This is a genomic window from Chryseobacterium sp. CBSDS_008, assembly GCF_049959325.1.
Taxonomy (GTDB): domain Bacteria; phylum Bacteroidota; class Bacteroidia; order Flavobacteriales; family Weeksellaceae; genus Chryseobacterium.
This window is the reverse complement of the sequence record NZ_CP188202.1, coordinates 929,376-954,617: the sequence shown is the minus strand read 5'-3', so window position 1 is coordinate 954,617 and position 25,242 is coordinate 929,376. Positions and strand designations below refer to the sequence as shown.

The following is a 25,242-nucleotide window of genomic DNA, read 5'->3' as shown; positions in this document are numbered from 1 at the left end:
GAAAATCAACAACACATACACATTCGTCCGCCTAAAAGAAGAGATTGATTTTTTTTGTTTTTTTTCAGATCATAATGAAAATTAGCCATATAATTAATTTAAGGTGTGTAAGTAACGGTATGAAAAATCGCCAAATGTTTCTTCTGCAAGCCTTTTCTGTACATAAATCCCGAAAAGTTCATCCAGAGTGGTCAAAATTTCTTCTTCACCCATATTTTCTTTAAATTTTGTATTCAGTCGCATTCCTAAACGGTCTCCTCCGATGTGAAGATTGTATTTCCCATATGCTGTCCCCACAAATCCGATTTCGGCATTGGGAGACCTTCCGCAGCCATTGGGACAGCCGGTCATCCGGATGGTGATGTCTTCTTCCAGCAGACCATATTTTTCAAGAATAGGTTCTATTTTGGTGACTAAGGATGGCAGATAGCGCTGAGCTTCCGCCAAAGCCAGTGAACAGGTATTTAAAGCCACGCAGGCAACAGAATTTTTACGCAGGGCACTTGCTCCATTGGTATACTCTGAAATTCCGTGATCTTTTAAAATATGTTCAATTTCAGGTTTATCTTTTTCGTCAATATCAGCCAGGATAAGGTTCTGGTTACAGGTAAAACGGAAATTGGCTTTACCAGTTTGTGCGATTTTTAATAATCCTGATTTTAAAGGATATTCCTCTGTGTTAAGAATTCTTCCGTGTTCTACAAATACAGTATAAAACCATTTTCCTTCATGGTTCTGAATCCAGCCATAGCGGTCTTTTCGCTGTTCAAACTTAAATTCTCTGGCAGGTTCAAAACTGAATCCTGTTCTTTTTTCTACTTCAGCTCTGTATTGATTGATCCCAAGTTTATCAATCGTATATTTTAATCTTGATAATTTCCGGTCGCTTCTGTTTCCGAAGTCTCTTTGAACCGTGATGATTTCGTAGACAGCCTTCAATACTTTTTCTTCGGTATCTACAAACCCAAGTACAGAGGCAAGACGGGCATAAGTAGCTTCATTTCCATGGGTTGCTCCCAGTCCTCCTCCGGCAGCAATATTATAACCAACAATTTTATCATTTTCGATAATCGCAATTAGGGCAATATCATTGATGAATACATCTACGTCGTTATTAGGAGGAACTGCGATTCCTATTTTCAGTTTTCTCGGAAGATATCTTTCCTGATACAAAGGGTCTTCTTCTGCTTTACGATCAACCAGAAGTTCATCATCAATCCAGATATCGTAGTAAGATTTGGTTTTTGGAAGGCACATTTCGCTGATTTTTCCAGCCAGTTCGTAAGCTTCCTTGTGCAAAGGTGATTCCGAAGGATTTGCTGTACAGGTTACATTTCTGTTGACGTCCCCACAAGCCGCAATCGAATCAAGATGCTGAAGATTGAAGCTCTGAATGGTAGGTCTTAAATGAGATTTTAAAATACCATGCAGCTGAATGGTTTGTCTTGTTGTTACTTTAATGGTTCCTGTGGAATGATCTTCTGCTGTTTCATTCAATCCTAACCATTGTTCCGGAGTTAAAAAACCACCGGGAAGCCTTAATCTGATCATATAAGAATACAGCCATTCCAGTTTTTTAGAGACACGCTCTTCCCTTCGGTCTCTGTCGTCCTGTTGGTACATTCCATGGAATTTGATGACCGTCTGATCATCTTCTCTGATGGCTCCGGTGAAGTTGTCTGCAAGGCTTTCCTTTAAAGTTCCCCTGAGTCCGTTACTGCCGGTTTTAATTTTTTCTACCGGTGAAAGGTTCTCTTTATTGTTGTTCATAACTGTTTCCTTTAATTTTTACGAGTACTTCTTTTTAATACACATCTTTCGCATATCTGCCGCTCATCTCCATGTCTTCCAGATAAAGTACAGCGTCTTCTTTGCTGCGTTTTCCTTCATTCTGGATAATGGTGAGTAGTGTTTGTTCTACATCACGAGCCATTGGTTCTTTGGCTCCGCATACATACACAGATGCTCCACCTTCCAGCCAGTAAAATACTTCCTGTGCTTTTTGTTCTAACCTGTGCTGAACATATACTTTCTCGGCGGTATCCCTTGAAAAAGCAAGGTCTAAATGCGTTAAGCTGCCTGTTTTAAGAAAATCCTGAAGTTCTGCCTGATAAAGAAAATCTGATACAAAGTTTCTGTCTCCGAAAAACAGCCAGTTTCTTCCTTCTGCACCTGTCGCATCACGTTCCCAAAGGAATGATCTGAAAGGCGCTATTCCCGTTCCCGGCCCAATCATGATGATATCTTTATCGGCTTCCGGAAGTTTGAAATGTCCTGCATCCTGAATATAAAATTCTACCTCTTCTCCTTCTTTGAATTTGCTCAAAAAACCACTGCATAATCCGTTGTGTTTCTGATGGTCAATAAAGAATTCTGATCTTGCGACGGTAATATGAATTTCCGTATCACCATGAGCTTCCACAGAGGAAGAAATTGAATACAGACGAGGAGCCTGAGCGGTTAATATCTGTATGATTTCTTCAAATTCATCCGCATTTTTCACCGGATAAATCCTAAGCAGATCAAGAAGGCTTAATCTGACTTCCGGAATGGGATGTCCTGTAATTTTTGCATACTGAACAACCACGGATTTTAGTAAATAGCTGATGTTGAGATGCTTGTGCAGCAGCTCTTCAACAGAAGCTGTAACCTTAGATGTTTCTATTTGTTTCTGAGGATCAATTCCTGTCAGCGTAATAATTTCATGTACAACTTCTTTCGAGTTGAATGGAATCATTCCCAAAGCTGCACCAGGCTGATAAACAAGTGCCTCTTCTGTTTCAATTTCAATGTGATACGTTTCTTTTTCAGAAGTAATATCGTTCAGATTGACGATGGTGGAAACTTTTCCCAGGTATTTCTTTCTTCCCGCAGAAACCTTTGGAACTGAAACATTTTTTGTACTCTGACCAGCATTTTTTTGAACGGTTTCAAATACATGTTCTATCCAATGGGAGGCTTCCTGTTCATAATCAATATCACATTTTTTTAATGGAATAACACGTTGGGCTCCTAATATTTCAAAACGTGAATCTACATCTTCCCCGGTTTGGCAGAACAGAGGATAACTGCTGTCTCCCAACGCCAGTACTCCGAATTTTAGTCCGCTGAGATTTATTTCATTTTCATAGATATAATCGTAGAATTTTTTGGCTAGAGCTGGTGGCTCGCCTTCTCCCTGAGTGCTGATAATCACAAAAAAGAACTCTTCTTTAACCAAATCTTTGGGTTTATATTGGGAAAGATCAGCCAGTTTTACCTGAAGTCCTTTTTTCTTAACGATACCTGCCAGCGTGGTAGCGAGCTTTTTACTGTTTCCGGTTTCTGTACCATAAGCCAGCGTTATTTTCTTTACAGCATTCTGGACAATAGTATTCGTTTCCTGTGGTGGCAGAATGGCTGTAAGTGAAGATCCTCCGGCAATACCGGCAAGATATCCGCTGGCCCAGATGGCTTCGTCTCTGGAGAGGTCTCCGGATATTTGTTTTAATACATTTAATTTAGTTTCAGACAGCATATTCAAAGAAATTTTGAGTGGTAGGGATTAGACTTCCGTTTTCTACTGATTTGAAATAAAGACCTTCCTGCTCGGCATTTTCAAGCCATGAAAACTCTTCATGGAGATTCACAATTTTACCCACAACAACTAAAGAAGGTGAAGCAAAGTTCTTATCTCCGAATTTTTCATTAAAATCATCAAATGATGATGTGTACACTTTTTGAAAAGGAGTCGTAGCCTGTTCAATGACTGCAATTTTTTTATCACCTGAAATCTGAAGTGCTTTCAATTTTTCCACCAGAGGGGTAAGATTTCCTTTAGACATATAGAAAACAAGGGTATCATTGGTAGAAGCAAGCTCTTTCCAGTATTCTTCACTTACGATCTCTGATTTATAATACGTCAGAAAACGAACGGATGTGGAATATCCTCTGGCTGTTAAAGGCATCCCTGCAAATGCTGCTGCTCCTAAAGCTGCTGTAATTCCCGGAATAATCTCGTAGGGAATATTATTCTGTTTTAAAGCCTGCAATTCATCCAGAATATTGGAGAATATGGAAACATCGCCTCCTTTCAGTCTTACAATGGTTTTGTTCTGAAGGGCATATTCCACCATCAAAGTATTGATATGAGACTGAGGGGTGGACGCATTTTTACTGCATTCTTTTCCTACATAGATGATTTCTGTATTTTCATTAACGTAGGTTTCCAGAATTTCCGGGCTTACAAGGCGGTCACATAAGATGACGTCTGCTTTTGCGATCGCTTTTACTGCTTTTACAGTGATCAGTTCAGGGTTGCCGGGCCCTGCACCGATAAAGTAAACCTTTAGTGATTTTATATTTGTTTTCATTGAAGTAGATGTTAATTAAGGATTTAGAAGAGTCCTTCTACAGACAGATATCTTTCTCCGGTATCGTAATTGATGGTAAGGATTTTAGCGTTAGGTTGTATTTCCGGTAAATGTTTGGCGATGGCTGCTAAAGCGGCTCCAGTGGAAACTCCAACAAAAAGACCCTCTTTTTTAGCGGCATTAAGGGCATACTCATAAGCCTCTTCCTTTCCTACTGTGATCACTCCGTCCAGAAGGGTAATATCCAGAATGGAAGGAACAAATCCTGCTCCTAATCCCTGTAATGGATGTGGTGCCGGGCTTCCTCCGCTTAATACAGGAGATAATTCCGGTTCTACAGCAATTACTTTTACGTTAGGGTATTTTTCTTTTACCGTTTTTGCGATTCCGGTGATGTGTCCTCCGGTTCCTACTCCTGTAATGATGTAATCCAGTCCGTCCGGGAAGTCTTTTAAAATTTCCTGAGCAGTGGTTTCTACATGTACTTTTACATTGGCAGGATTGTCAAACTGTCTTGGAATCCAAGAGTTAGGTGTCTCTTCAGCAAGCTCATTAGCTTTTTCAATGGCACCTTTCATTCCTTTTTCTCTTGGAGTCAATACGAATTCTGCTCCGTAGGCTTCCATAATTTTGCGACGCTCTATACTCATGCTTTCCGGCATGACAAGGATGAGTCTGTATCCTTTTACAGCAGCTACCAAAGCGAGTCCTATTCCTGTATTTCCACTGGTAGGTTCTATAATGACGCTGTCTTTATTTAATAATCCTTTGGCTTCTGCATCTTCAATCATGGCCAGGCCAATTCTGTCTTTAATGCTTCCGCCAGGGTTGCTTTTTTCAAGTTTAATCCAGATTTCATGATCTGAATTGAAGAGTTTATTAATTTTTACGACGGGGGTATTTCCAATCGTTTCTAATGCATTCTGAAATTTCATATCAATGTACTTTTTATTTTTGTTTTTTCTTAAATCACAAAGGTTAATGATTCAGGTAATGAACTGTTATCCTTTATTTTTATTTCACTTTTATGGTAGACCAGAGAGTTGGCGGGCACATCCTGTGTTACCCAGACATTTCCTCCTATGATACTTTCTCTGCCTATGGTGGTTTCCCCTCCCAGAATAGTGGCTCCCGAATAGATAATCACATCATCTTCAATATTGGGATGTCTTTTCTGATGGGCTTTTTCTTTGGAAACATTCAAAGCTCCGAGGGTGACTCCCTGATAGATTTTGACATTGTTCCCGATAACGGTAGTTTCCCCGATCACGATTCCTGTTCCGTGGTCAATAAAGAAAGACTTTCCGATGATGGCTCCCGGATGAATATCAATTCCGGTTTTACTGTGGGCATATTCAGAAATGACACGGGGTAAAATTTTTACTTCCTGAGTCCAGAGCTGGTGCGAAATACGGTAGACATACGTGGCAAAAAAGCCGGGATATGCCAGGTATACTTCTTCCAGAGAATCGGCGGCAGGATCAAATTCCAAAATAGATGTTGCATCCAGCACCAACTGATTATATAATTCCGGCAACGTTTCAAAAAACTGACTGACCTGCTTTTCCGTAAGGTTTTTATCTCCTGTTACCGTATTGATAAGGCCTGAAAGAGTTTCCTGAAGTGCTTCAAAATTTCTTTTCAGCTGATCTTCAGTATTATCATTCTGAGGGAGAAAGAGTGTTTCATATAAATCCTTCACCCATTTTTTGGTTTTTATTTTATCAAAGAATCCATGAATATTATTTTGCTTGGTGTGATGAATTCTTTCTATTAAGTGATCAGAAATTGCCATTTTTTCTATTGGATTATACAGGCTGCTACCGTTGAATTGGACGTTTCATCCACCAAAATCGCAGAGCCCGTTGTTTTATTATTGGTAAAGCTGTCATAGACCAAAGGCTGTGCCGTTCGGAGGGTAACTTTCACAATTTCATTCAGTTTAATTTCGCCATCAGCCTGTTCCCGGATAAGAGTATTGACATTGATCTTGTAATCTACCTCTTTTACAACTGCTTTTACAAGTCTGCTGTTCTGCTGCAGAAGGTATTTATTCCCTGGCTGCAACGGTTTCTGATCCAGCCAGCATAAAAGAATTTCAAGGTCTTTTTCAACTGTGGGAACATGCTCTTCCGTGGCAAAAATATCTCCCCGGCTGATATCTACATCGTGAGCAAGGTGGATCACAGCTGGCTGGCCTTCAAAAGCTTCTTCTTTTTCAACACCATTGATCTCAATTTTGGTAATTTCAGTGGTCAGATCTGCCGGAAGAATATGGATTTTTTCTCCTTTTGTAAATTTCCCGCTTAATATTTGTCCGGCATATCCTCTGTAATCATGCAATTCCTCAGTTTGAGGGCGGATTACATACTGAACCTGAAAACGGCTTCCGTTGTTTTTTTCTTCATTGATCGTTACTTCTTCAAGGTATTCCAGAAGTGAATTTCCTTTGTACCAGCCTGTTCTGGAAGATTTTGAGACAATATTATCTCCTTTCAATGCTGAGATCGGGAAATAACTGACATCATTTAATCCCAGATTTTCTGCAATTTTTGCATATTCTGATTTTATATTTTCAAAAACTTCTTCGGAATAGTCTACCATATCCATTTTGTTGATGGCTACAGCAACTTTCTTCAGCTGTAATAAAGAAGCGATGATGGAATGTCTTCTGGTCTGTTCAATCACTCCTTTTCGTGCATCGATCAGAATAACCATCAGATCAGAATTGGACGCCCCCGTGATCATATTACGGGTATACTGCACGTGTCCCGGAGCATCAGCAATGATAAATTTTCTTTTTGCGGTTGAAAAATAGCGGTAGGCAACATCAATCGTTATTCCCTGTTCTCTTTCTGCACGCAGACCATCCGTTAAAAGGGCAAGGTCTACTCCATCTTCATTTTTGTTTTTAGAATGTTTTTCAAGGACTTCCAACTGGTCCTGTAAAATACTTTTGCTATCGTAAAGCAGTCTGCCGATAAGGGTACTTTTACCGTCATCTACGCTTCCTGCTGTTATAAATCTTAATATATCCATCCGATGTTAATTATAAATGATAAGTGATAAATTATGAATGATAATTGATGAAAATACTTGGTGTAATCATTGATCAATTATCTTTTATCATTGATTAAAAGTAGCCTCCTTTTTTTCTATCTTCCATTGCGGCTTCTGTTACCCTATCGTCAATCCTTGTTTCGCCACGTTCTGAAATTCTGGTGGCTACAATTTCTTCGATTACAGCATCTATTGTAATGGCATTAGATTCTACAGCTGCTGTGCATGTCATATCTCCTACGGTACGGTACCGGATTCTCTTGGTAGTAATAATATCTTCTGGTTCTAATACAACATGGGAAGAATTGGCAAGCCACTGTCCGTTAAAGTCGATCACTTCTCTTTCATGCGAGAAATAAATGGAAGGGAGAGCAATTTTCTCTCTGCGGATATAGTTCCAGATGTCAAGTTCTGTCCAGTTGCTGATAGGAAAAACTCTTACATTTTCTCCTTTATGGATTTTTCCGTTGAAAATATTCCACAGCTCCGGACGTTGCAATTTAGGATCCCACTGCCCGAATTCATCACGGACTGAGAAGATTCTTTCTTTCGCTCTTGCTTTTTCTTCATCTCTTCTGGCTCCTCCGATGCAGGCATCAAATTCAAATTCTTCAATCGTATCAAGTAGCGTGTAGGTTTGCAGCCAGTTTCTACTTGGGAATTTACCTTTAGCCTCAGTTAATTTTTTACTTTTTATAGTGTCTTCCACTTTCCTTACTACGAGATTCACGTCTAGCTGTTTTACCAGCTGATCCCGGAAATCCAATACTTCCGGAAAATTGTGCCCGGTATCTACATGCACAAATGTGAATGGGATTTTGCCATGGAAGAATGCTTTTCTGGCCAGATGAGCCAGTACAATACTGTCTTTTCCCCCACTGAATAATAAAGCCGGACGTTCAAACTGACCTGCTACTTCTCTTAATATATAAATAGATTCGGCTTCTAACTGATCTAAATAGTTTAACTGATGTATTGACATTTTTTTCTTTTTTTATTGATGAATATGCAGTCCGCATTCTTTTTTGTTGGCATCTTCCCACCACCAGCGGCCTGCTCTGAAATCTTCCCCTTCTTTGATTGCTCTGGTACAGGGTTCACATCCTATACTCACAAATCCTTTTTTATGAAGATGATTGTAAGGCAGATGATGATCTTTTACATACGCTGTCACCTGTTCTGTGGTCCATTGAAGGATGGGATGATACTTAATAATCTTATTATCCGGATCCCATTCCAGCTGAGGCATATTCTGTCTGTTGGGAGAATGTTCTGATCTTAGTCCTGTGATCCAGACTTTATAGCCTTCCAGTGCTTTTTTTAGAGGATGAACCTTACGAATGGTACAGCATGCTTTCCTTTTTTCTACAGATTGGTAGAACGAATCGGGACCATTTTCTGTGACAAATTCTCTGAGCTCATCCGTATCCGGATAATAGGCTTTGATGTTCTTTTTAAAAAAAGCTTTAGTAGATGTCCAGGTTTCATAGGTCTGTTCAAAAAGTCTTCCTGTGTCGAGGGTGAATATTTCAATATTTAAATCCTTTATCAGATGAGTGATGACCTGATCTTCGTAACTGAAACTGGTTGAAAAGATTACTTTATCCAGAAATCTTTCGGTCAGTATTTGCAGTCCATTAGTTTGAAAAGAAGCTTCATCAGCCTCTTTCACAAGATTATCGAATTCATTTTTCAGACTGTTTTCCATTTTGAATTGAGATTTAAGTCTTGCAAATATATATAAAATTCTATAACTCCTATCAAAATAGTAGAATTTAAATGAAAAAAATTTATTTGTTATTAATAAACTTAGTCAGAGTGGCTTCCATCATACTTTTTCTGGTTTTTTCACGAACGATTATTAATTCTTTTCTGAGATAGCAGACTGCTTCATCTACACAATCATCACATGCTTCATAAAAGTTCAAAGAAACGCATGGTGTAAGGGCAATAGGGCCGTCAAAAATACGGTAAATATCTGCTAGTGAAACCTCATCCGGTGATTTTAGAAGATAATACCCTCCTACTTTGCCCTGTTTACTGTTAACAAGCTTGGCTCTTTTAAGCTCGAGAAGAATTTGTTCAAGAAATTTTTTGGGGATGTTCTCGTCCTGTGCAATAACGGAGGTTGGCAGAAAGCCCTGGTTATAATTCCTTGCTAATCTGACCATTGCTTTAAGCGCATATTTGCAACGTTTCGACATCATAATCTCTGCAAGTTATGATAAATTATCTGATAAATGAAATGTTTTCCGTAGAAGCCTGATTATACCTCAACCACAAAAGTCACAAAAGATGTAAAGAAAAAATATTTAAATTGATTTTAAGTGAGAATAAAGCTGCTGAGAAGTTCACTAAAGTTTAACAATCAAATATTTTTGTTGACTACTTTATTTGTTTGTATTAGTAAAAAATATGCGTAAACATCTGCGCAAATTCGTGAGATCTGTGGGAGAATCAATAATTGAAAATTTACCACAAAAGTCACAAAAGATTATCAACACTTAAGTTACTCTTAAGTATCAGTCAGTTCACTAAAGTTAAAATCAAAAATTTTTATAGATTTTGCTTAGTCTTAGGAAAAATATGCGCAAACATCTGTGCAAATCAGTGAAATCCGTGGTAAAAAGATATACTTAGCCGTTCTGTAAAATAAAGTAAGCCAGTTCCCTATCCTCACGTATCAGATTTTCAACTCTTTTAAAACCACTTTTAAGAAGTACTTTCTGAGATCCGATATTATCAGGATCAGTTACCGCAACAATATCTTTTTGGTCATCAAGAGAAGAACAGTATTCAATAAGCGCTTTGCAGACTTCAGTTCCGAGTCCTTTGCCCCAGTAATTTTCTCCCAAGGTATACCCTATTTCTATTTGTTCCGGATTATCAAGAAAGATTCTTGCCAGGCACATTCCTACAAAATCATGAGTCCCGGCATTAAATATTCCCCATCTGCTGAACGGCCCTTCTTTATAATCTGCCAATGCTTTGTCAAACATTTCCTTATATTCTTCAGGCGTTTTGTAAGGCAGATACCGGGTAACATTTTCGTTTTCAAAAAGAGTGGAAAATAAAGGAAGTTCTTCGGGGGTAAATTCACGGATCGTGATGGTGTCGTTTTTATAGTACATTGAAATTTTATAATGAAATTAGCCGATAGCATAAAAATACGTAAATAAATTAAGATCCTGTCACAGAAATCTAAACTTTTTTGTAACAAAAAAGTCTTTCAACAATACAAATCGTAAATTGAACCCTTACATAAAAAACTATTCAAATATGTTTTCAGCACAAACTTATCAAGATAGAAGAGCTGCTTTGCAAAAAAAAGTATCTACTGGAATCCTGTTATTTCTGGGAAATATAGAGAACCCTGTGAACTTTGAGCACAATCCCTATTATTTCCGTCAGGACAGTACTTATCTGTATTATTTCGGGGTCCAGGAACCCCGTATTGCAGCCATTATTGATATTGATGAGAATAAGACCATTATTTTCGGAGATGAACTGAGTATAGATGATATCGTGTGGATGGGCAGACAGGAAACCCTGAAAGAAAAAAGTCTGAAATCTGGTGTACAGGAAACACGTCCTTATGCGGAACTTTCTCAATATATCGTAAAAGCACAGACTTCGGGCAGAAAAGTGCATTATCTTCCTCCGTATCAGTCTTCCAACAAAATTTTGCTGGCAGATCTTCTTGGGATTAAAATTGCAGAATTACAACCTTCCGCAGAGATGATTAAAGCAATTGTAAAACAAAGATCGATAAAGGAATCTCAGGAAATAATGCAGATTGAAGAAGCTGTAAATGTATCCAATGAAATGCATTTGCTGGCAATGCGTCTGGCTAAACCGGGAGTTAAAGAATATGAAATTGCCAATGCCATCCAATACCTTGCTGCCAATAAAGAATGCCAGATGTCTTATCCTCCGATCGTAACGATAAATGGAGGAATTCTGCATAATCATTACCGTCTTAATACACTGAAAGAAGGTGACCTTTTTCTTAATGATTCCGGAGCCGAAACAGCGATGGGATACGCCGGGGATCTTACCAGGACATTTCCTGTAAGCAAAACCTTTACAACGAAGCAAAAAGAAGTGTATGAAGTGGTTTTAAACGCTTTTAATAATGCCCAACAACTTCTGAAACCGGGAGTCCGATTCAAAGATATTCATTTGAAAGCTGCACAGCATCTGGCAGAAGGCCTTACAGATCTTGGGCTGATGAAAGGAAATCCTGAAGATGCAGTAAAAAATCATGCCCATACCCTGTTTTTCCAGTGCGGACTGGGCCATATGATGGGATTGGATGTCCATGATATGGAAGACCTTGGAGAGCAGTATATCGGTTACACAGAAGAAGATCCTAAAGACACCCAAACATTCGGATTGAAATCTTTGCGTTTAGGAAAAGCCCTTAACCCCGGATTTGTAGTAACCGTTGAACCCGGTATTTATATGATTCCGGAACTGATCGACATGTGGCAGGCTGAAAATAAAAATGCAGACTTTATTAATTATGATAAAGTAAATGAATACCGGGATTTCGGGGGAATCCGTGTAGAAGATGATTTCCTGATTACAGACGACGGTTACAGACTTCTCGGAAACGGATTGATTAAAACGGCTGAAGAAATTGAAAATTACAGAGCTGAATATTTAGCTTAATCCCAATACTATTTATGAAGAACATAAAAAAACTAACAGTCATTGCATTGTATTTCCTGTGTCTGTCGCCTTTTGCGGCCCAAAAAACACAGTGGACACCAGATGGCAATGCGTATTATTCATTTACTAAAAAAGGAGTTGAAATTGTGGATGTACTGCATCCCGAAAAAGATCAGACACTTCTAAGCAGCAGCGAACTCATTCCTGCCGGAACCACTGAAGCATTACAGGTACAAAGTTTTCAGGTTTCTCCGGACGGGAAAAGTTTATTGCTTTTTGCTGATACAAAGAAAGTGTGGAGAGATAATACCCGCGGAGATTACTGGATTTTCGATAAAAATACTAAAAAGCTTACCCAGCTTGGAAAAGGTTTGCCAGCTTCTTCACTGATGTTTGCAAAATATTCACCCGATGGTAAAAAAGTAGCCTATGTATCGAAGCATAATATTTATATTGAAGATCTTTCAAACCATCAACAGACCAAAATCACTACAGATGGAACAGATGGTATGATTAACGGTACTTTTGACTGGGTATATGAAGAGGAATTTGGGACTCAGGATGGTTTCAGATGGTCGCCAGACGGAAGCAAAATAGCTTACTGGAAGCTGGATGCACGTGGTACAAAAAATTTCCTGATGATCAATAATACCGACAGCCTGTATTCATTTACCATTCCGGTGGAATATCCGAAGGTGGGTGAAAATCCTTCCGGATGCAGCATCTGGTTTTATGACCTTTCTTCCCGATCTTCAAAAAAAGCCGATATCGCAGGTGATGAAATGCAGCACTATATCCCAAGAATGGAATGGGTTCCGGATTCCAAATCTGTTATTCTGCAGCAGCTGAACAGAAAACAGAATCAAAGTAAAATTATCCTGGCAGATGCCAATTCCGGAAACAGTAAAACCATTCATACAGAAACTGATGCAGCATGGATTGATATAAAATCCCGCTGGAACGACAATGACCCAAGCGGCTGGGATTGGATCGATAATGGAAAAGAGTTTTTATGGCTTTCTGAAAAAGACGGATGGAGACATATTTATAAAATAGATATAAACGGTAAGGAAACACTGCTCACGAAAGATGCTTTTGATGTGATTAAACCTGAATTTTTTGATGTTCAGAACAAGCAGATTTACTTTTTGGCTTCCCCGAATAATGCCACTCAGAAATACCTGTACAAAGTAAGCATGAAAGGCGGAAAAGCACAAAAAATAACTCCTGAATCCTATACTGGTTCTAATAGCTATACAATATCACCTAATGGAAAGATCGCCATGTTTACGAATAACAGCGTCAATGCAATTTCAATAGGCTCTGTGGTATCGCTTCCTGAGCATAAAGAACTGGTGGCAGCCAAAAGGTCCGCAAAAGCAGATCCTGCAAAATCTAAAGCCGAGTTTTTCCAGGTGACCACGCAGGATGGTGTTACCATGGACGGATGGGTGGTAAAGCCTAAAAATTTTGATCCTAATAAAAAATATCCTGTTGTTTTTACCGTATACGGTGAACCCGGGTCACAAACTGTAACCGATAACTTTTATACCGGCTGGAATTATTTATATGCGGGTGATATGGCTGAAGATGGTTATTTATATGTTTCCCTTGAAAATCGTGGGACCCCTGCTCCAAAAGGACGGGAATGGAGAAAATCTGTTTACCGTAAAATAGGACAGCTTAATATCCGTGACCAGGCAATGGGTGCCAAAGCTTTATTTGCAAAATGGCCGTATGCCGATACTTCCAGAGTTGCCGTATGGGGCTGGAGCGGCGGCGGTTCTTCCACTCTTAATCTTTTAGGGCAGTATCCGGATATTTACCAGACGGGGATTGCCATTGCTCCGGTTGCCAATCAGTTGTTCTATGACAATATTTATCAGGAACGATATATGGGGCTACCACAGGAGAACAGAGAAGACTTTGTCAATGGTTCCCCATTGGCCTATGCTAAAAACTTAAAAGGAAATCTTCTACTGGTTCACGGAACAGGGGATGATAATGTACATTACCAGAATACGGAAGTTTATATCAACGAGCTGGTAAAATACAACAAACAGTTTCAGCTGATGTCTTATCCTAACCGTACCCACGCTATTGACGAAGGAGAAGGAACCTCACTGCATCTGGCTACCATGTTTACAAAATACCTGAAAGAACACTGCCCTCCGGGAGCAAGATAAATAACTAAAGTCTCACAGAAATGTGGGACTTTTTTATTTTAGGATTAAACAAAAATTCCCCGGATGAGATTGCTCCGGGGAATTAAAAATGTCAAAACCTATATTTTTATAGTGGTGTGAAATGATGTTAAAAAAAAAGCAACAATGGCTGTGCCAAATTAATCACTGTTATATGAAATGTAGCTTTTTGTGGTATCTGTTTTTCTTTCTGCTTTCAGACTTTCTCTTTCACAGGATAATCACTAAATTTGAGTGAATAATTTCTAAAATCATTCATGAAACTACCACTCTCCTATTATTCCAATGAAGATGTTCTCTTTTTAGCTCAGGACCTTTTGGGAAAGGTACTTTTTACAAAAATACATGGTGAAACAACAGCCGGAATCATCGTAGAAACAGAAGCCTATTTCGGGGTTAAGGATAAAGCTTCCCATGCCTATGGAGGCCGGCGTACAGACCGTACCGAAACTTTATACAGCCATGGCGGCGTGTCTTATGTATATCTATGCTATGGTATTCATCATCTTTTTAATGTGGTAACTTCTGTACAAGATGATCCTCATGCAGTGCTGATAAGAGCTGTAGAGCCTTTGATCGGTAAAGAAATCATGGAGCTTAGGAGAAATATGCCGGCTTCTAAACCAGCCATTTCCGCAGGTCCGGGATCTGCAGCCAAAGCCCTGGGGATTGACCGGTCATTTAACAAAAAAAAACTAACGGATAATGAAATCTGGATTGAAGATCATGGCATTTCGTATAGTCCGGATGAAATTATAGCAGGCCCTCGCATAGGCGTTGCTTATGCCCAGGAAGATGCACTTTTACCATGGCGTTTCTTTGTGAAAGGAAATAAATATGTAAGCAAACCCAATAAAGCATAAGTATCAGGATTCATGAACGGAATGATAAAACTCTTTATAGTACATAACCAGGCTGTCAAGAGAAAATCCACGGTTCAGTCCGCTGGTATTGGGTAAGACCCAAACTTTTGCTCCACAGAAATCTTCTGGCTGCCCACCCCAGAGAATGTCTTTCTTTTGGGAAAAAGCTTTGTACGCTGCTTTACCAAGAAAAGCAATATATTTCGGTTTGTATTTTGAAATTTTTAAAGTAAAACTTTCAAGAGCATCATCAAACTCTTCCTTTGAAAGCTCATCAGCACGGGAGGTAGCTCTTGCAACAGCAGTCGTCAGTCCATATCCGAAATCCAGAAGAGCAGTATCATTCACTGCTTCTAATTCATAGGGCGTAAAGCCCGACTGATGAAGAACTTTCCAAAATCGGTTGCTTCTTCCTGAAAAATGATGCCCGTCATTTGAAGATTTTAATCCGGGATTGATTCCACAAAAAATAACGTTGAGGTGTGATGAAATAATATCTGTCAGCATAATTAAAAGTCTATAAAATAGAAATGTTTCTGAAATTTTATCGCCTAAAGATATCAATATTCAAAATAATCAGTGCGCGGCTTTATTCTAATTGATATTAGCAGATTTCACTTCTATTTTTGTCCGGGATATAATATCACAAGTTGTAACTTTTTTACAGGTGAACGCTATTTTAATGGAATAATAATTATTTGTGTATATTTCAAATTAAAGTGATTTAAATAGAAGTAATTTACTATATTTACATTCAGATGAAACACAAACCCGAAAATATATTTTAATGAAAAAAAAATCAGAAATAAACCCGAAAAGTTAATCAGGATATTTTGCTGGCAGTACAATGATTGATTCCCTCATGATCATGGATCTGTTTCCGCAGGATAGTATGACAAGATTCTAATACACAAATGCTTCTTTTTCAATCAAAAAGAGTGGTAAACAAATTCCACTCTTTTTATATATTGAGAAACCCGGCCTGTACTAATGTTGGGTCATATTTTTCTTTATAAACTCTTCCAGCTCTTTGCCATGAAGGTTTTTAGCTAAAATTATTCCCTCTCTGTCGATGATGACATTAAAAGGGAGTTCATCAACTTCATAAAGCTTTGCTACGGGACTTTTCCAGAATTTTAAATCACTCACCTGTATCCAGTTGATATGAAACCTGTCAATCGCTTTCTGCCAGCTTTCTTTATTTTTATCCAAAGAAACGCCCAGAATTTCAAACTGATTGTTTTTTACCTGTTCAGCATAGGTATCATACATCGCTTTCAGTTGAGGCTGTTCCTCTACACATGGAGCACACCATGTTGCCCAGAAATCAATCAGAACAAGTTTCCCTTTTAATGTTGAAAGAGAAAATAAAGTTCCGTCTGTTTGGGTCATGGTAATCTCAGGAGCCTTCTTCCCCACTTCTATTACATTCTGAGCCGCAACAGAGCATGAGAAAACAATGAGAAATAATAGGGTAAATCCGGTTTTCATATTAATCATTTGAAGGGTAATTTTTATCCAGCCAATCTGTTTTGATATTTTTTGGAAGGTTTAAAAGCTTCGCATTTTTAAAGCCCATTTCCATCAGCAATGTGAAAGCAGGACGTATATTGGGACATTTTACAAAGGGGCAGCATCCGCAGTAGATCACAATTTCCCTGTTTTTGGGGATATCTTTAAGATAATTTCTCAGTTTTTCCAGATTTTCAGGCTCATGAGTAGGGCCAATGTCTACAGAACCTTTGATAATGGCCTGCGGACCCACCGAAATGATTACCAGACCTTTTGTGTTATGCTTTTCAATTCTGGAAGCCAATAACGCCGGATCCATCAGCTGGCTGTCTTTCCATGGATCCTGTTTCTGCTGTGCCTGGCTGAAAAGGGAGCAGACAAAACACGCAATGATAAGCAAATACTTCATACTTCTATTTTTCACAAAGATAAGATGAAAAGCCGAAATTCAGCCCGGAGTTCAGGCAATGCTCTTTAATTTTTTTATATTTTCAGCCTGATTAGCAATAATTTTATACATTTATATTGAATAAATATTCTCAACAATGGAAGAAAAATTCCTGCCTGATGCCATTATCATAGGAGCCGGACTCGCAGGGCTTACTGCTGCAATGGAAATTACTGATGCCGGCAAAAAAGTACTGCTTCTGGATCAGGAAACTGAACAGAATATAGGCGGACAGGCCTTCTGGTCATTCGGAGGATTATTTCTGATCAATTCACCCCAGCAAAGAAGAATGGGAATCAAAGATTCTTATGAACTGGCTTTGCAGGACTGGAAGGGAACAGCTGGTTTTGACCGTCCGGAAGACTATTGGCCCCGTCAATGGGCAGAAGCTTATCTGAAATTCGCCGCTGGTGAAAAATATAAATACATTTCAAAGCTGGGAATTAAGCTGATGTTTATGGTAGGCTGGGCAGAACGTGGTGATGGTTCTGCATCAGGACATGGAAATTCTGTGCCCCGTTTTCATGTGAGCTGGGGAACCGGTACGGGAGTGGTAAGGCCTTTTGTGGAAAAAGCTTATAAAGCCCGGGAAAAAGGACTGCTTCAGATGAAGTTCAGGCACAGAGTGACGGAATTTATAACAGAAAATGGAAAGATAAAAGGCCTGAAAGGAGATATTCTTGAAAATGATACCCGGGAAAGAGGAGCTGCTACCAACAGAAATGTGATTTCAACATTTGAATATACAGCTCCGAATATTATTATAGCTTCCGGAGGAATTGGGGCCAATCATGAGCTGGTAAGGAAAAACTGGCCTGAAAGATTGGGAAAGGCACCGGAAAATATGGTTTGCGGTGTTCCGGCCTACGTAGATGGTAAAATGATTGGTATTGCAGAAAATGCAGGCGCTCATATTATTAATCCTGACAGGATGTGGCATTACACAGAAGGGTTGCAGAACTGGAATCCCATCTGGCCGAACCATGGAATCCGCATATTGCCGGGACCTTCATCTTTATGGTTTGATGCGAAAGGTAAACGCCTCCCCGCTCCTTTTCTGCCCGGATTTGATACTCTGGGAACTTTACAATATATACAGGAAACCGGCTTTTCTTATTCATGGTTTATCCTGACTCAGAAAATTATCAAAAAGGAATTCGCTCTTTCGGGCTCAGAACAGAACCCCGATATTACCAATAAAGACTACCCTCTTTTTCTGAAAAGGATTTTCGGCAGAAAGGCACCGGGACCGGTAGAAGATTTTAAAGAACATGGAAAAGATTTTATTGTATCGGATAACCTGGAAGATCTGGTTAAAAGAATGAATGAACTGGCGGGCAATCACCTCTTGAAGTATGAAAAAATAAAATCACAGATTGAAGCCCGTGACAGAGAGCTGGACAACAAATTTTCAAAAGATACCCAGGTCAATTATATCCGGAGTACCCGGAATTATTTAGGAGACAAACTTGGACGTGTAGAGGCTCTCCACAAGATTCTGGACCCTAAGAACGGGCCATTGATTGCTGTCCGTCTTAATATTTTAACCCGTAAAACTTTAGGGGGAATTAAAACAAATCTGAACGGCCAGGTTTTGAGGGATGACGACAGCATTATGGAAGGATTATATGCAGCAGGAGAAGCAGCCGGTTTTGGAGGTGGCGGTATGCACGGCTACAGGGCACTGGAAGGAACTTTTCTGGGAGGTTGTATTTTTTCAGGTATGAAAGCCGGAAAGTATATTGCCGGACTTAAACAAGATAATAAGAAATGATGAGCCGCTATTTTGATCATAAGGTAATCTGGGTTACCGGAGCATCTTCAGGTATTGGTGAAGCTTTGGTAAAAAACCTGGCAAAAAACAGCAATGCCAAAATAATCCTCTCTTCCCGAAAAGAAAAACAGCTCCATTGGGTGGCTGAAAAATCAGGATTGAATGCTGACCGGTATGCTGTGATTCCTTTAGACCTTAAAGATTATAAGGAAATGCCCGGTATTGCACTGAAAGCCGTACAACAGTTTGGAAGGATTGATATTTTGATTAATAATGCAGGCCTGTCACAGCGCTCTTTGGCAATGGAAACAGATATTGAAGTGGATAAGCAGCTGATAGATACCGATTATATCGGAACTGTAGCCCTCACTAAAGCCGTTGTTCCTTATATGATTGAGAATAAAGGTGGCCAGATTGTGGTGGTCTCCAGCCTTATGGGAATATTTGGAGCCCCTATGCGAAGCGGATATGCCGGTGCAAAACATGCCTTACACGGCTTTTTTGATGCCTTACGGGCAGAATTATTCAGCCAGAATATCAGGATTACAATGATCTGCCCCGGATTTATACAGACTGACATTTCTATCAATGCCGTTACCGGGGACGGTTCATCACAGGGAACAATGGATGATGCCACAAAAAATGGTATGCCGGTAAATATTTTCGCAAGAAAAATGCTTTATGCCATTGAAAAACAGAAAAAGCAAAAAGCAATAGGCGGTAAAGAAGTTCTGGCTGTTTATCTGAAAAGATTTTTCCCGGATTTATTAGCAAAAATAATCCGTAAAGCAAAGGTAGTATAAAGAAAAAAGCACTATTCAAAAAGAACAGTGCTTTAATAATCAGCATAAGAATGATATCTGCTTATTTTTCTTCCGGAACCTGAGCCTTTTCATAGATCAGCCCTTCACTTTTTAATTCTTTCCAGAAATCAGAAGGGATGGTGGCTTTTAAGGCTTCCATATTGTCTTTTACCTGTTCAGGCCGGCTGGCTCCCGGGATAATGGAGGCAAATTCATCAGCTGCCAATACAAAATGAAGCGCAGCATCAATACTACTTATATTGTATTTTTCAGCAATGGAATTTATTCGTTCCCGCTTTTCATGCATCCCTTTCGGAATAACATCCTTATAATTATACCGTTCTCTTCCTGCCAGGTATCCTGAATTGTATCCCGCTCCCGAAACCAGCTTTACACCGGCTTTTCTGACAGCAGGGAGAAGGCGGTCAACAGCATCTTCGTGCTCGAGGATAGAATACTGTGTTGCAGAAAGACAAATATTGGGATCAGCAGATTCAATACAGTCCAAAACAGGCTCTATTTTATTAACACCCATTCCCCACGCTTTTATAACACCCTGATCTCTAAGTTCTGAAAGAATTTTAAAAGCCCCTTTCCTTGCCTGTTCCAGAAAATAAGGATAGCGGTCTCCTACCTGATCTTCGGACAGGTCATGAATATAAACAATATCAATATAGCTCAGTCCTGTCCTTTTCAGACTGTCTTCAATAGACTTCTGAATTGCATCAGCAGTATAATCATGGAAGAAGTCGTAGTTCAGAGGTTTTTTCCACATGGTAGGCGGAACTTCAGATTCAGGCACTTCATGAAAAAGCCTTCCTACTTTGGTTGAGAAAACAAAATCATTCCTTTCCTGATCTTTAAGAAAATCTCCAAATCTCCGTTCGCTCTTGGTCAATCCGTACCATGGAGATGTATCATAGTATCTGATTCCCATATTCCAGGCTGTCTGTAATATTTCATGAGCCTGTTCGTCTGTAATATTTTCAAAAGCCGTTCCTATAGCGACTCCACCAATTCCCAGTTGGTGCTTTTCTGTTAAAACGTTTGTGTTCATATTGATATATTTAAGATGTTGGATTGTTATACAGGCTGCAAACATCGTGCTGACCTCAATGGAAACGTTAAAAGAAGATGGGCTGAAACCCTTAATGAGCACTGAAAGGAAACTGTTTTGGAGCTTTATGCAGTATGTTAAATATTTGTTTTATGGCTTTTTTGGTCCTTTTATTGAATGAAATTCTGTACACCATTTCAAACAATTTATATGAAAAAGCATATTCTAATCGTCGGAGGAGGATTTGCGGGCATCAACCTTATCAAATCTCTCAAAAATGATAAAAGGTTTAAAATAACCCTGGTTGATAAGAACAACTATCATTTTTTCCCGCCCCTTATCTATCAGGTAGCAACTTCTTTTATAGAAGCTTCCAACATCAGCTATCCATTCAGAAAGCTGTTTTCCGAAAATAAACATGTCAAATTTCACATGGGAAGCCTCATCAGGGTAAACCCTGAAAATAAAACAGTAGAAACAGATACCGGTACCCTGAGCTATGATTATCTGGTGCTGGCATTGGGAACAGAGTCTAATTTCTTTGGAATGGAAAATGTGAGGAAATGTGCGCTTCCGATGAAAAATATTGAAGAAGCCCTTTACCTGAGAAATCATATCCTGCTGACACTGGAAGAAGCAGCCCGCAATAAAGATATTAAAGAAGCCGAAAAACTTCAGAATATCGTTATTGCCGGCGGTGGCCCCACAGGAGTAGAATTAGCCGGAATGCTTGCCGAGATGGGTAAATATATTGCTCAGAAAGAATATCCGGAAATCAAATTAGGACTTTCCAACCTTTATCTTATTGATGCTTTGCCTACCTTACTTTCTCCAATGAGCCAGCTTGCTCAGAAGACTGCCTATGAAAAACTGAAAGAATTAGGCGTTAAAATTCTCCTGAATGTTTCTGTGAAAGATTATACAGATAATAAAGTCATTTTAAGCGACGGCAGTTCTATTGAAACAGAGACCCTGATCTGGACTTCCGGAGTAATAGGAAGAGAAATTCCGGGATTACCGGAGGAAAGTATTGGAAAAGGAAGAAGAATCTTAGTGGATGCTTATAACAAGGTAGAAGGAACCACTAATATATATGCCATAGGAGACATTTCCCTGATGACTTCCGAAGAAAAATATCCGAAAGGACATCCTCAGCTGGCGCAGGTTGCTATTCAGCAGGGTAAGAATCTTGCTGCCAATTTCAAACGAATAGAAGACGGAAAAGTTCTGGAACAATTCCGTTACAATGACAAAGGAAGTATGGCCATTATTTCAAAATACAATGCTGTTGTGGATCTTCCAAAGCATTCGTTTAACGGTTTTATAGCCTGGCTTACGTGGCTTTTTATTCATATCATTCCTTTAGTTGGCTTCAAAAACAAAATCCAGCTGGCTGTTGATTGGTTTCGATTATTCATTACTAACAATCCATCCATCAGGCTTATTCTTTATCCGAAAAGAAATACAACAGGCAACGGATAGTTACTTAAAAATGCAAATCCTTAAATCTATCATAGTATGAAAAATCAAAGAAGACCTCCCTTTTTTGGAGAAACAGTGGTCATTACCGGCGCTTCAAGCGGAGTGGGTAAAGCCACGGCAGAAGCCTTTGCAGAGCAGGGTGCAGATATTGTTCTGGCAGCAAGAGGGGAAGAAGCTCTCACAGAAACAGCTGAACTATGCAGAAAGCTGGGTGCTTCCGTGATCGTGGTACCTACAGATACTTCTGTAGCCGAAGAGGTTCAGAACCTGGTTCGGGAAACGCTTGAGTTTAGTGGTAAGATTGATTATTGGGTCAATAATGCCGGAGTGCTGGCTTTTGGTAAATTTGAAGAAATTCCGGTAGATGTCAGTGATCAGATTGTAAAAACAAACCTGTTGGGGTATATGCATTCGGCCCATGCGGTACTTCCTGTTTTTAAAAAGCAGAAAAAAGGAGTACTATTGAATAATATTTCTATTGGCGGCTGGATGCCTGCACCTTACGGAACAGCATATACGGCGTCAAAGTTCGGCGTCCGCGGGATGGTAGAAACTTTACAGGGAGAAGTTTCAGATTTTCCTGACATTCACATCTGTGCGCTTTATCCCGGTTTTCAGAAATCTTCGGGAATAGAGCATGCTGCTAATTATTCAGGGATAAAACTGAGTACGCCTCCTCCTTCATTTGATCCCCGTAAACTGGCAGCTTCTATTGTAAAGACTGCCAAAAATCCAAAAGAAGTTTCCTATCCGGACTGGTCTGCTGTTGCCTTTAAGAGTTTATATGAAGTATTTCCCGGCATTATCCGCTATATTTCTTCAGCGGGAGTGAGGATGGCCATGAAGAAAGCCGATAAGGATGCAGACACAGGAGGAAATGTGCTGGAACCTTCCAAAGGAAATATGGGAATTGATGGAAAAACACTGTTTTCTCTCTCCTCAAAAAAACTGGGCTGGGCTGGAGCCGGAATTATAGGTATAATAGCTGTAGGATTACTATTTGCGGGGAAATCCGAAGAAGTAAAAAAGATATAGTACAATTCGTGAACACAGTTTAGGCGGGTTCTTATATGTTTTTTATGAGATATTTCATAAATTTACGGAGCTGTATCCATTTCATAGCAGCATAAAAATGTTCTAAAGTGAAAATTCACAACAAAAAAAAATACCTGAGCTTCCTTAAATTTAAAAGAGATTTCCAGAAATACGGATTAGAAAAAGCACGCAGTTATGAGCTTATTCTGCATTGGCTGAACAACAGACTGAGCAGAAATCAGTTTCTTGTGCTTTCCGGAATTCTGGTTGGATGTACAGCAGGCCTTGCAGGAGTCATCCTGAAAACGCTGGTACATAATATTCATTATTTTATTACCAATAAAGTACATTTTGAATATCAGATATTATTTTATATCGTTTTCCCATTTTTAGGAATCGTCCTGACTACAATGATCGTTCTGACAATATTTAAAGGTCAGGACCGGAAAGGAATCGGAGCTATTTTATATGAAATTGCACAGAATTCCAGTATTGTGGCTTCTGTTAAAATGTATTCCCAGGTAATACAGAGTGCTGTAACCGTGGGATTGGGAGGCTCTGCCGGATTGGAGAGCCCTATTGCGGTCACCGGAGCAGCTATTGGGTCAAATTATGCGCAAACGTACAGACTGAGTTATAAAGAACGGACTTTGCTGCTGGCTGCCGGCGCTACTGCCGGGATTGCTTCTGCATTCAACGCACCTATTGCAGGGATTATGTTTGCTTTTGAAATCCTTTTAACCGGAGTGGTTTTCACCGATTTTATTCCTTTGGTGGTTGCCGCGGTTTGCGGGAGTCTTTTATCCAGGATTCTGCTTCAGGAAGATGTGCTTTTCAGATTTTATACCAGAGACCCGTTCAATTATAAAAATGTACCGTATTATCTTATTTTAGGAATTGTCACAGGATTATATGCGCGTTACTTTGTGATTATTTCTCAGAAAGTGGAACATTTTATCAAAAGGCTTCAGCTTTCAAGAATGCGTAAGGCCATGTTTGGAGGCGCTGTACTTTCGCTGTTATGCGTTCTTTTTCCTCCTTTGTTCGGGGAAGGGTATGAAACTGTGAAAGCTTTTACCAACGGCAATACCTACTCTATTATTGAAAACAGCTTTTTCAGATATTTTGAAATCGGAGACTGGACGATTATTATATTTCTGGTTCTTGTACTCCTTTTAAAAGCGTTTGCCACTTCTTTTACCATATTCAGCGGCGGAAACGGAGGTAATTTTGCCCCTTCCCTTTTTGCCGGTGGAACTTTAGGATATTTATTTGCACTGGTTTGCCAGCATATTGGTTTTACAGATGTTCCTGTGACTAATCTTGTACTGGTTGGAATGGCCGGAGCAATGAGCGGTGTATTATATGCCCCGCTTACAGCTATATTTCTGATTGCTGAATCAAGTTTCGGATATGACCTGTTTATCCCTCTGATGATTGCTTCCATCATTTCTTATCTTATTGCCAAATGGTTCTCCCCGATTTCTCCGGAATTAAAATCATTAGCCGATGAAGGAAAAATATTCACGAATAAGCATGATAAAAACCTACTGTTTGCTTTAAGAACCGAAGATTTTATTGATCAATATTCACAGACAATTAATGAAAATGCTTCTGTTACAGAACTGTTTGAAATGGTAAAGAATGGTGATAAAAATATTTTTGCTGTTGTGGATGAAAACAAAAAACTGAAAGGAGTTCTTACCCTGGATGATATCAGACCTTATCTTTTCAACAAAGAAATAGAAACTTCCCAGATGGTGGTTCAGATCATGAAAACGCCGCCAGCTGTCCTTTACCGTGAAAATAAACCGTTGGATATTCTTCAGACTTTTGATGATACCGGAGTATGGAATCTTCCGGTAGTGAGTGAGAATAATGATTTTATCGGCTTTATTTCAAAATCCTCAATATTGATGAGCTACAGACAGCTGTTGAAAGAATATTCTGATTAATATTAAAAAACCGAATATAACAA

The 25,242-nt window shown here is 39.3% G+C and carries 22 protein-coding genes; 8 read left to right on the top strand and 14 right to left on the bottom strand.

Translation table 11 applies throughout. The annotated features are described in order from the left end of the window. Positions 1–93: 93 nt before the first annotated feature. The 10 genes from ACP3T3_RS04160 to ACP3T3_RS04115 form a co-directional block, all read right to left on the bottom strand. A complete protein-coding gene (locus ACP3T3_RS04160; protein ID WP_426478666.1) occupies positions 94–1,770 on the bottom strand; it encodes an NADPH-dependent assimilatory sulfite reductase hemoprotein subunit in 1,677 nt (558 codons plus the stop codon). Positions 1,771–1,804: 34 nt separating this feature from the next. Beyond that, a complete protein-coding gene (locus ACP3T3_RS04155; protein ID WP_426478665.1) occupies positions 1,805–3,517 on the bottom strand; it encodes a diflavin oxidoreductase in 1,713 nt (570 codons plus the stop codon). Beyond that, positions 3,507–4,352: a uroporphyrinogen-III C-methyltransferase gene (gene cobA, locus ACP3T3_RS04150; protein WP_426478664.1), complete on the bottom strand. Its 846-nt coding sequence runs from the start codon at positions 4,350–4,352 to the stop codon at positions 3,507–3,509. Before cobA ends, ACP3T3_RS04155 begins: the two co-directional genes overlap by 11 nt. Before the next feature lie 23 nt (positions 4,353–4,375). Further along, positions 4,376–5,287: a cysteine synthase A gene (cysK, locus tag ACP3T3_RS04145; RefSeq protein ID WP_426478663.1), complete on the bottom strand. Its 912-nt coding sequence runs from the start codon at positions 5,285–5,287 to the stop codon at positions 4,376–4,378. 29 nt (positions 5,288–5,316) lie between these two features. Continuing rightward, entirely contained in the window at positions 5,317–6,147 is an 831-nt protein-coding gene (gene epsC, locus ACP3T3_RS04140) for a serine O-acetyltransferase EpsC (protein ID WP_426478662.1), read from the bottom strand. A gap of 5 nt (positions 6,148–6,152) precedes the next feature. Continuing rightward, complete coding sequence (locus ACP3T3_RS04135; protein ID WP_426478661.1) at positions 6,153–7,391, bottom strand: sulfate adenylyltransferase subunit 1; 1,239 nt, start codon at positions 7,389–7,391, stop codon at positions 6,153–6,155. Between the two features lie 94 nt (positions 7,392–7,485). Further along, the gene (gene cysD / locus ACP3T3_RS04130; protein WP_426478660.1) at positions 7,486–8,394 is read right to left on the bottom strand and encodes a sulfate adenylyltransferase subunit CysD; all 909 of its coding nucleotides are present in this window, start codon (positions 8,392–8,394) and stop codon (positions 7,486–7,488) included. A 12-nt stretch (positions 8,395–8,406) separates the two neighbouring features. Continuing rightward, positions 8,407–9,120: a phosphoadenylyl-sulfate reductase gene (locus ACP3T3_RS04125; RefSeq protein ID WP_426478659.1), complete on the bottom strand. Its 714-nt coding sequence runs from the start codon at positions 9,118–9,120 to the stop codon at positions 8,407–8,409. An 82-nt stretch (positions 9,121–9,202) separates the two neighbouring features. Beyond that, the gene (locus ACP3T3_RS04120) at positions 9,203–9,619 is read right to left on the bottom strand and encodes an RrF2 family transcriptional regulator (protein ID WP_426478658.1); all 417 of its coding nucleotides are present in this window, start codon (positions 9,617–9,619) and stop codon (positions 9,203–9,205) included. Positions 9,620–10,048: 429 nt separating this feature from the next. Further along, on the bottom strand, positions 10,049–10,543 hold the full coding sequence (locus ACP3T3_RS04115) for a GNAT family N-acetyltransferase (protein WP_426478657.1): 495 nt from the start codon (positions 10,541–10,543) through the stop codon (positions 10,049–10,051). Positions 10,544–10,691: 148 nt separating this feature from the next. On the opposite strand from ACP3T3_RS04115, the gene ACP3T3_RS04110 reads away from it, so the two are divergent. The 3 genes from ACP3T3_RS04110 (at position 10,692) to ACP3T3_RS04100 (ending at position 15,153) form a co-directional block, all read left to right on the top strand. Beyond that, on the top strand, positions 10,692–12,086 hold the full coding sequence (locus tag ACP3T3_RS04110) for an aminopeptidase P family protein (RefSeq protein WP_426478656.1): 1,395 nt from the start codon (positions 10,692–10,694) through the stop codon (positions 12,084–12,086). A gap of 14 nt (positions 12,087–12,100) precedes the next feature. Beyond that, positions 12,101–14,272: a S9 family peptidase gene (locus ACP3T3_RS04105; protein ID WP_426478655.1), complete on the top strand. Its 2,172-nt coding sequence runs from the start codon at positions 12,101–12,103 to the stop codon at positions 14,270–14,272. A gap of 275 nt (positions 14,273–14,547) precedes the next feature. After that, positions 14,548–15,153, top strand: a complete 606-nt coding sequence (locus tag ACP3T3_RS04100; RefSeq protein ID WP_426478654.1) for a DNA-3-methyladenine glycosylase — start codon at positions 14,548–14,550, stop codon at positions 15,151–15,153. A gap of 3 nt (positions 15,154–15,156) precedes the next feature. Here ACP3T3_RS04100 and mug read toward each other — a convergent pair whose 3' ends face one another. From mug to ACP3T3_RS04085, 3 genes are all read right to left on the bottom strand, one after another. After that, the gene (mug, locus tag ACP3T3_RS04095; protein ID WP_426478653.1) at positions 15,157–15,660 is read right to left on the bottom strand and encodes a G/U mismatch-specific DNA glycosylase; all 504 of its coding nucleotides are present in this window, start codon (positions 15,658–15,660) and stop codon (positions 15,157–15,159) included. Between the two features lie 480 nt (positions 15,661–16,140). Further along, positions 16,141–16,653, bottom strand: a complete 513-nt coding sequence (locus ACP3T3_RS04090) for a TlpA family protein disulfide reductase (protein WP_426478652.1) — start codon at positions 16,651–16,653, stop codon at positions 16,141–16,143. Further along, a complete protein-coding gene (locus tag ACP3T3_RS04085) occupies positions 16,646–17,074 on the bottom strand; it encodes a rhodanese-like domain-containing protein (RefSeq protein ID WP_426478651.1) in 429 nt (142 codons plus the stop codon). The genes ACP3T3_RS04090 and ACP3T3_RS04085 overlap by 8 nt, the downstream gene beginning before the upstream one ends. Positions 17,075–17,210: 136 nt before the next feature. Here ACP3T3_RS04085 and ACP3T3_RS04080 point away from each other — a divergent pair, with 136 nt between their 5' ends. After that, positions 17,211–18,887, top strand: a complete 1,677-nt coding sequence (locus tag ACP3T3_RS04080; RefSeq protein ID WP_426478650.1) for an FAD-binding dehydrogenase — start codon at positions 17,211–17,213, stop codon at positions 18,885–18,887. Then, positions 18,887–19,690, top strand: coding sequence for an SDR family oxidoreductase (locus tag ACP3T3_RS04075; RefSeq protein WP_426479940.1), 804 nt, complete (start codon positions 18,887–18,889; stop codon positions 19,688–19,690). The genes ACP3T3_RS04080 and ACP3T3_RS04075 overlap by 1 nt, the downstream gene beginning before the upstream one ends. A 61-nt stretch (positions 19,691–19,751) precedes the next feature. Here the strand turns inward: ACP3T3_RS04075 and ACP3T3_RS04070 are convergent, their stop codons facing one another. Further along, positions 19,752–20,747, bottom strand: coding sequence for an aldo/keto reductase (locus ACP3T3_RS04070; protein ID WP_426478649.1), 996 nt, complete (start codon positions 20,745–20,747; stop codon positions 19,752–19,754). A gap of 210 nt (positions 20,748–20,957) precedes the next feature. Between ACP3T3_RS04070 and ACP3T3_RS04065 the strand changes: the two genes are divergently transcribed. From ACP3T3_RS04065 to ACP3T3_RS04055, 3 genes are all read left to right on the top strand, one after another. Next, entirely contained in the window at positions 20,958–22,229 is a 1,272-nt protein-coding gene (locus ACP3T3_RS04065; RefSeq protein WP_426478648.1) for an NAD(P)/FAD-dependent oxidoreductase, read from the top strand. A gap of 36 nt (positions 22,230–22,265) precedes the next feature. Next, a complete protein-coding gene (locus ACP3T3_RS04060; RefSeq protein ID WP_426478647.1) occupies positions 22,266–23,264 on the top strand; it encodes an SDR family oxidoreductase in 999 nt (332 codons plus the stop codon). Between the two features lie 107 nt (positions 23,265–23,371). Further along, positions 23,372–25,219 (top strand): chloride channel protein, encoded by a 1,848-nt coding sequence (locus ACP3T3_RS04055; protein ID WP_426478646.1) that lies wholly within the window; start codon positions 23,372–23,374, stop codon positions 25,217–25,219. Positions 25,220–25,242 lie beyond the last annotated feature (23 nt).

Coding starts and splice junctions, on each gene's coding strand:
- ACP3T3_RS04160 (WP_426478666.1), bottom strand. CDS start 1,770: ATGAACAACAATAAAGAGAACCTTTCACCGGTAGAAAAAATTAAAACC.
- ACP3T3_RS04155 (WP_426478665.1), bottom strand. CDS start 3,517: ATGCTGTCTGAAACTAAATTAAATGTATTAAAACAAATATCCGGAGAC.
- cobA (WP_426478664.1), bottom strand. CDS start 4,352: ATGAAAACAAATATAAAATCACTAAAGGTTTACTTTATCGGTGCAGGG.
- cysK (WP_426478663.1), bottom strand. CDS start 5,287: ATGAAATTTCAGAATGCATTAGAAACGATTGGAAATACCCCCGTCGTA.
- epsC (WP_426478662.1), bottom strand. CDS start 6,147: ATGGCAATTTCTGATCACTTAATAGAAAGAATTCATCACACCAAGCAA.
- ACP3T3_RS04135 (WP_426478661.1), bottom strand. CDS start 7,391: ATGGATATATTAAGATTTATAACAGCAGGAAGCGTAGATGACGGTAAA.
- cysD (WP_426478660.1), bottom strand. CDS start 8,394: ATGTCAATACATCAGTTAAACTATTTAGATCAGTTAGAAGCCGAATCT.
- ACP3T3_RS04125 (WP_426478659.1), bottom strand. CDS start 9,120: ATGGAAAACAGTCTGAAAAATGAATTCGATAATCTTGTGAAAGAGGCT.
- ACP3T3_RS04120 (WP_426478658.1), bottom strand. CDS start 9,619: ATGATGTCGAAACGTTGCAAATATGCGCTTAAAGCAATGGTCAGATTA.
- ACP3T3_RS04115 (WP_426478657.1), bottom strand. CDS start 10,543: ATGTACTATAAAAACGACACCATCACGATCCGTGAATTTACCCCCGAA.
- ACP3T3_RS04110 (WP_426478656.1), top strand. CDS start 10,692: ATGTTTTCAGCACAAACTTATCAAGATAGAAGAGCTGCTTTGCAAAAA.
- ACP3T3_RS04105 (WP_426478655.1), top strand. CDS start 12,101: ATGAAGAACATAAAAAAACTAACAGTCATTGCATTGTATTTCCTGTGT.
- ACP3T3_RS04100 (WP_426478654.1), top strand. CDS start 14,548: ATGAAACTACCACTCTCCTATTATTCCAATGAAGATGTTCTCTTTTTA.
- mug (WP_426478653.1), bottom strand. CDS start 15,660: ATGCTGACAGATATTATTTCATCACACCTCAACGTTATTTTTTGTGGA.
- ACP3T3_RS04090 (WP_426478652.1), bottom strand. CDS start 16,653: ATGATTAATATGAAAACCGGATTTACCCTATTATTTCTCATTGTTTTC.
- ACP3T3_RS04085 (WP_426478651.1), bottom strand. CDS start 17,074: ATGAAGTATTTGCTTATCATTGCGTGTTTTGTCTGCTCCCTTTTCAGC.
- ACP3T3_RS04080 (WP_426478650.1), top strand. CDS start 17,211: ATGGAAGAAAAATTCCTGCCTGATGCCATTATCATAGGAGCCGGACTC.
- ACP3T3_RS04075 (WP_426479940.1), top strand. CDS start 18,887: ATGAGCCGCTATTTTGATCATAAGGTAATCTGGGTTACCGGAGCATCT.
- ACP3T3_RS04070 (WP_426478649.1), bottom strand. CDS start 20,747: ATGAACACAAACGTTTTAACAGAAAAGCACCAACTGGGAATTGGTGGA.
- ACP3T3_RS04065 (WP_426478648.1), top strand. CDS start 20,958: ATGAAAAAGCATATTCTAATCGTCGGAGGAGGATTTGCGGGCATCAAC.
- ACP3T3_RS04060 (WP_426478647.1), top strand. CDS start 22,266: ATGAAAAATCAAAGAAGACCTCCCTTTTTTGGAGAAACAGTGGTCATT.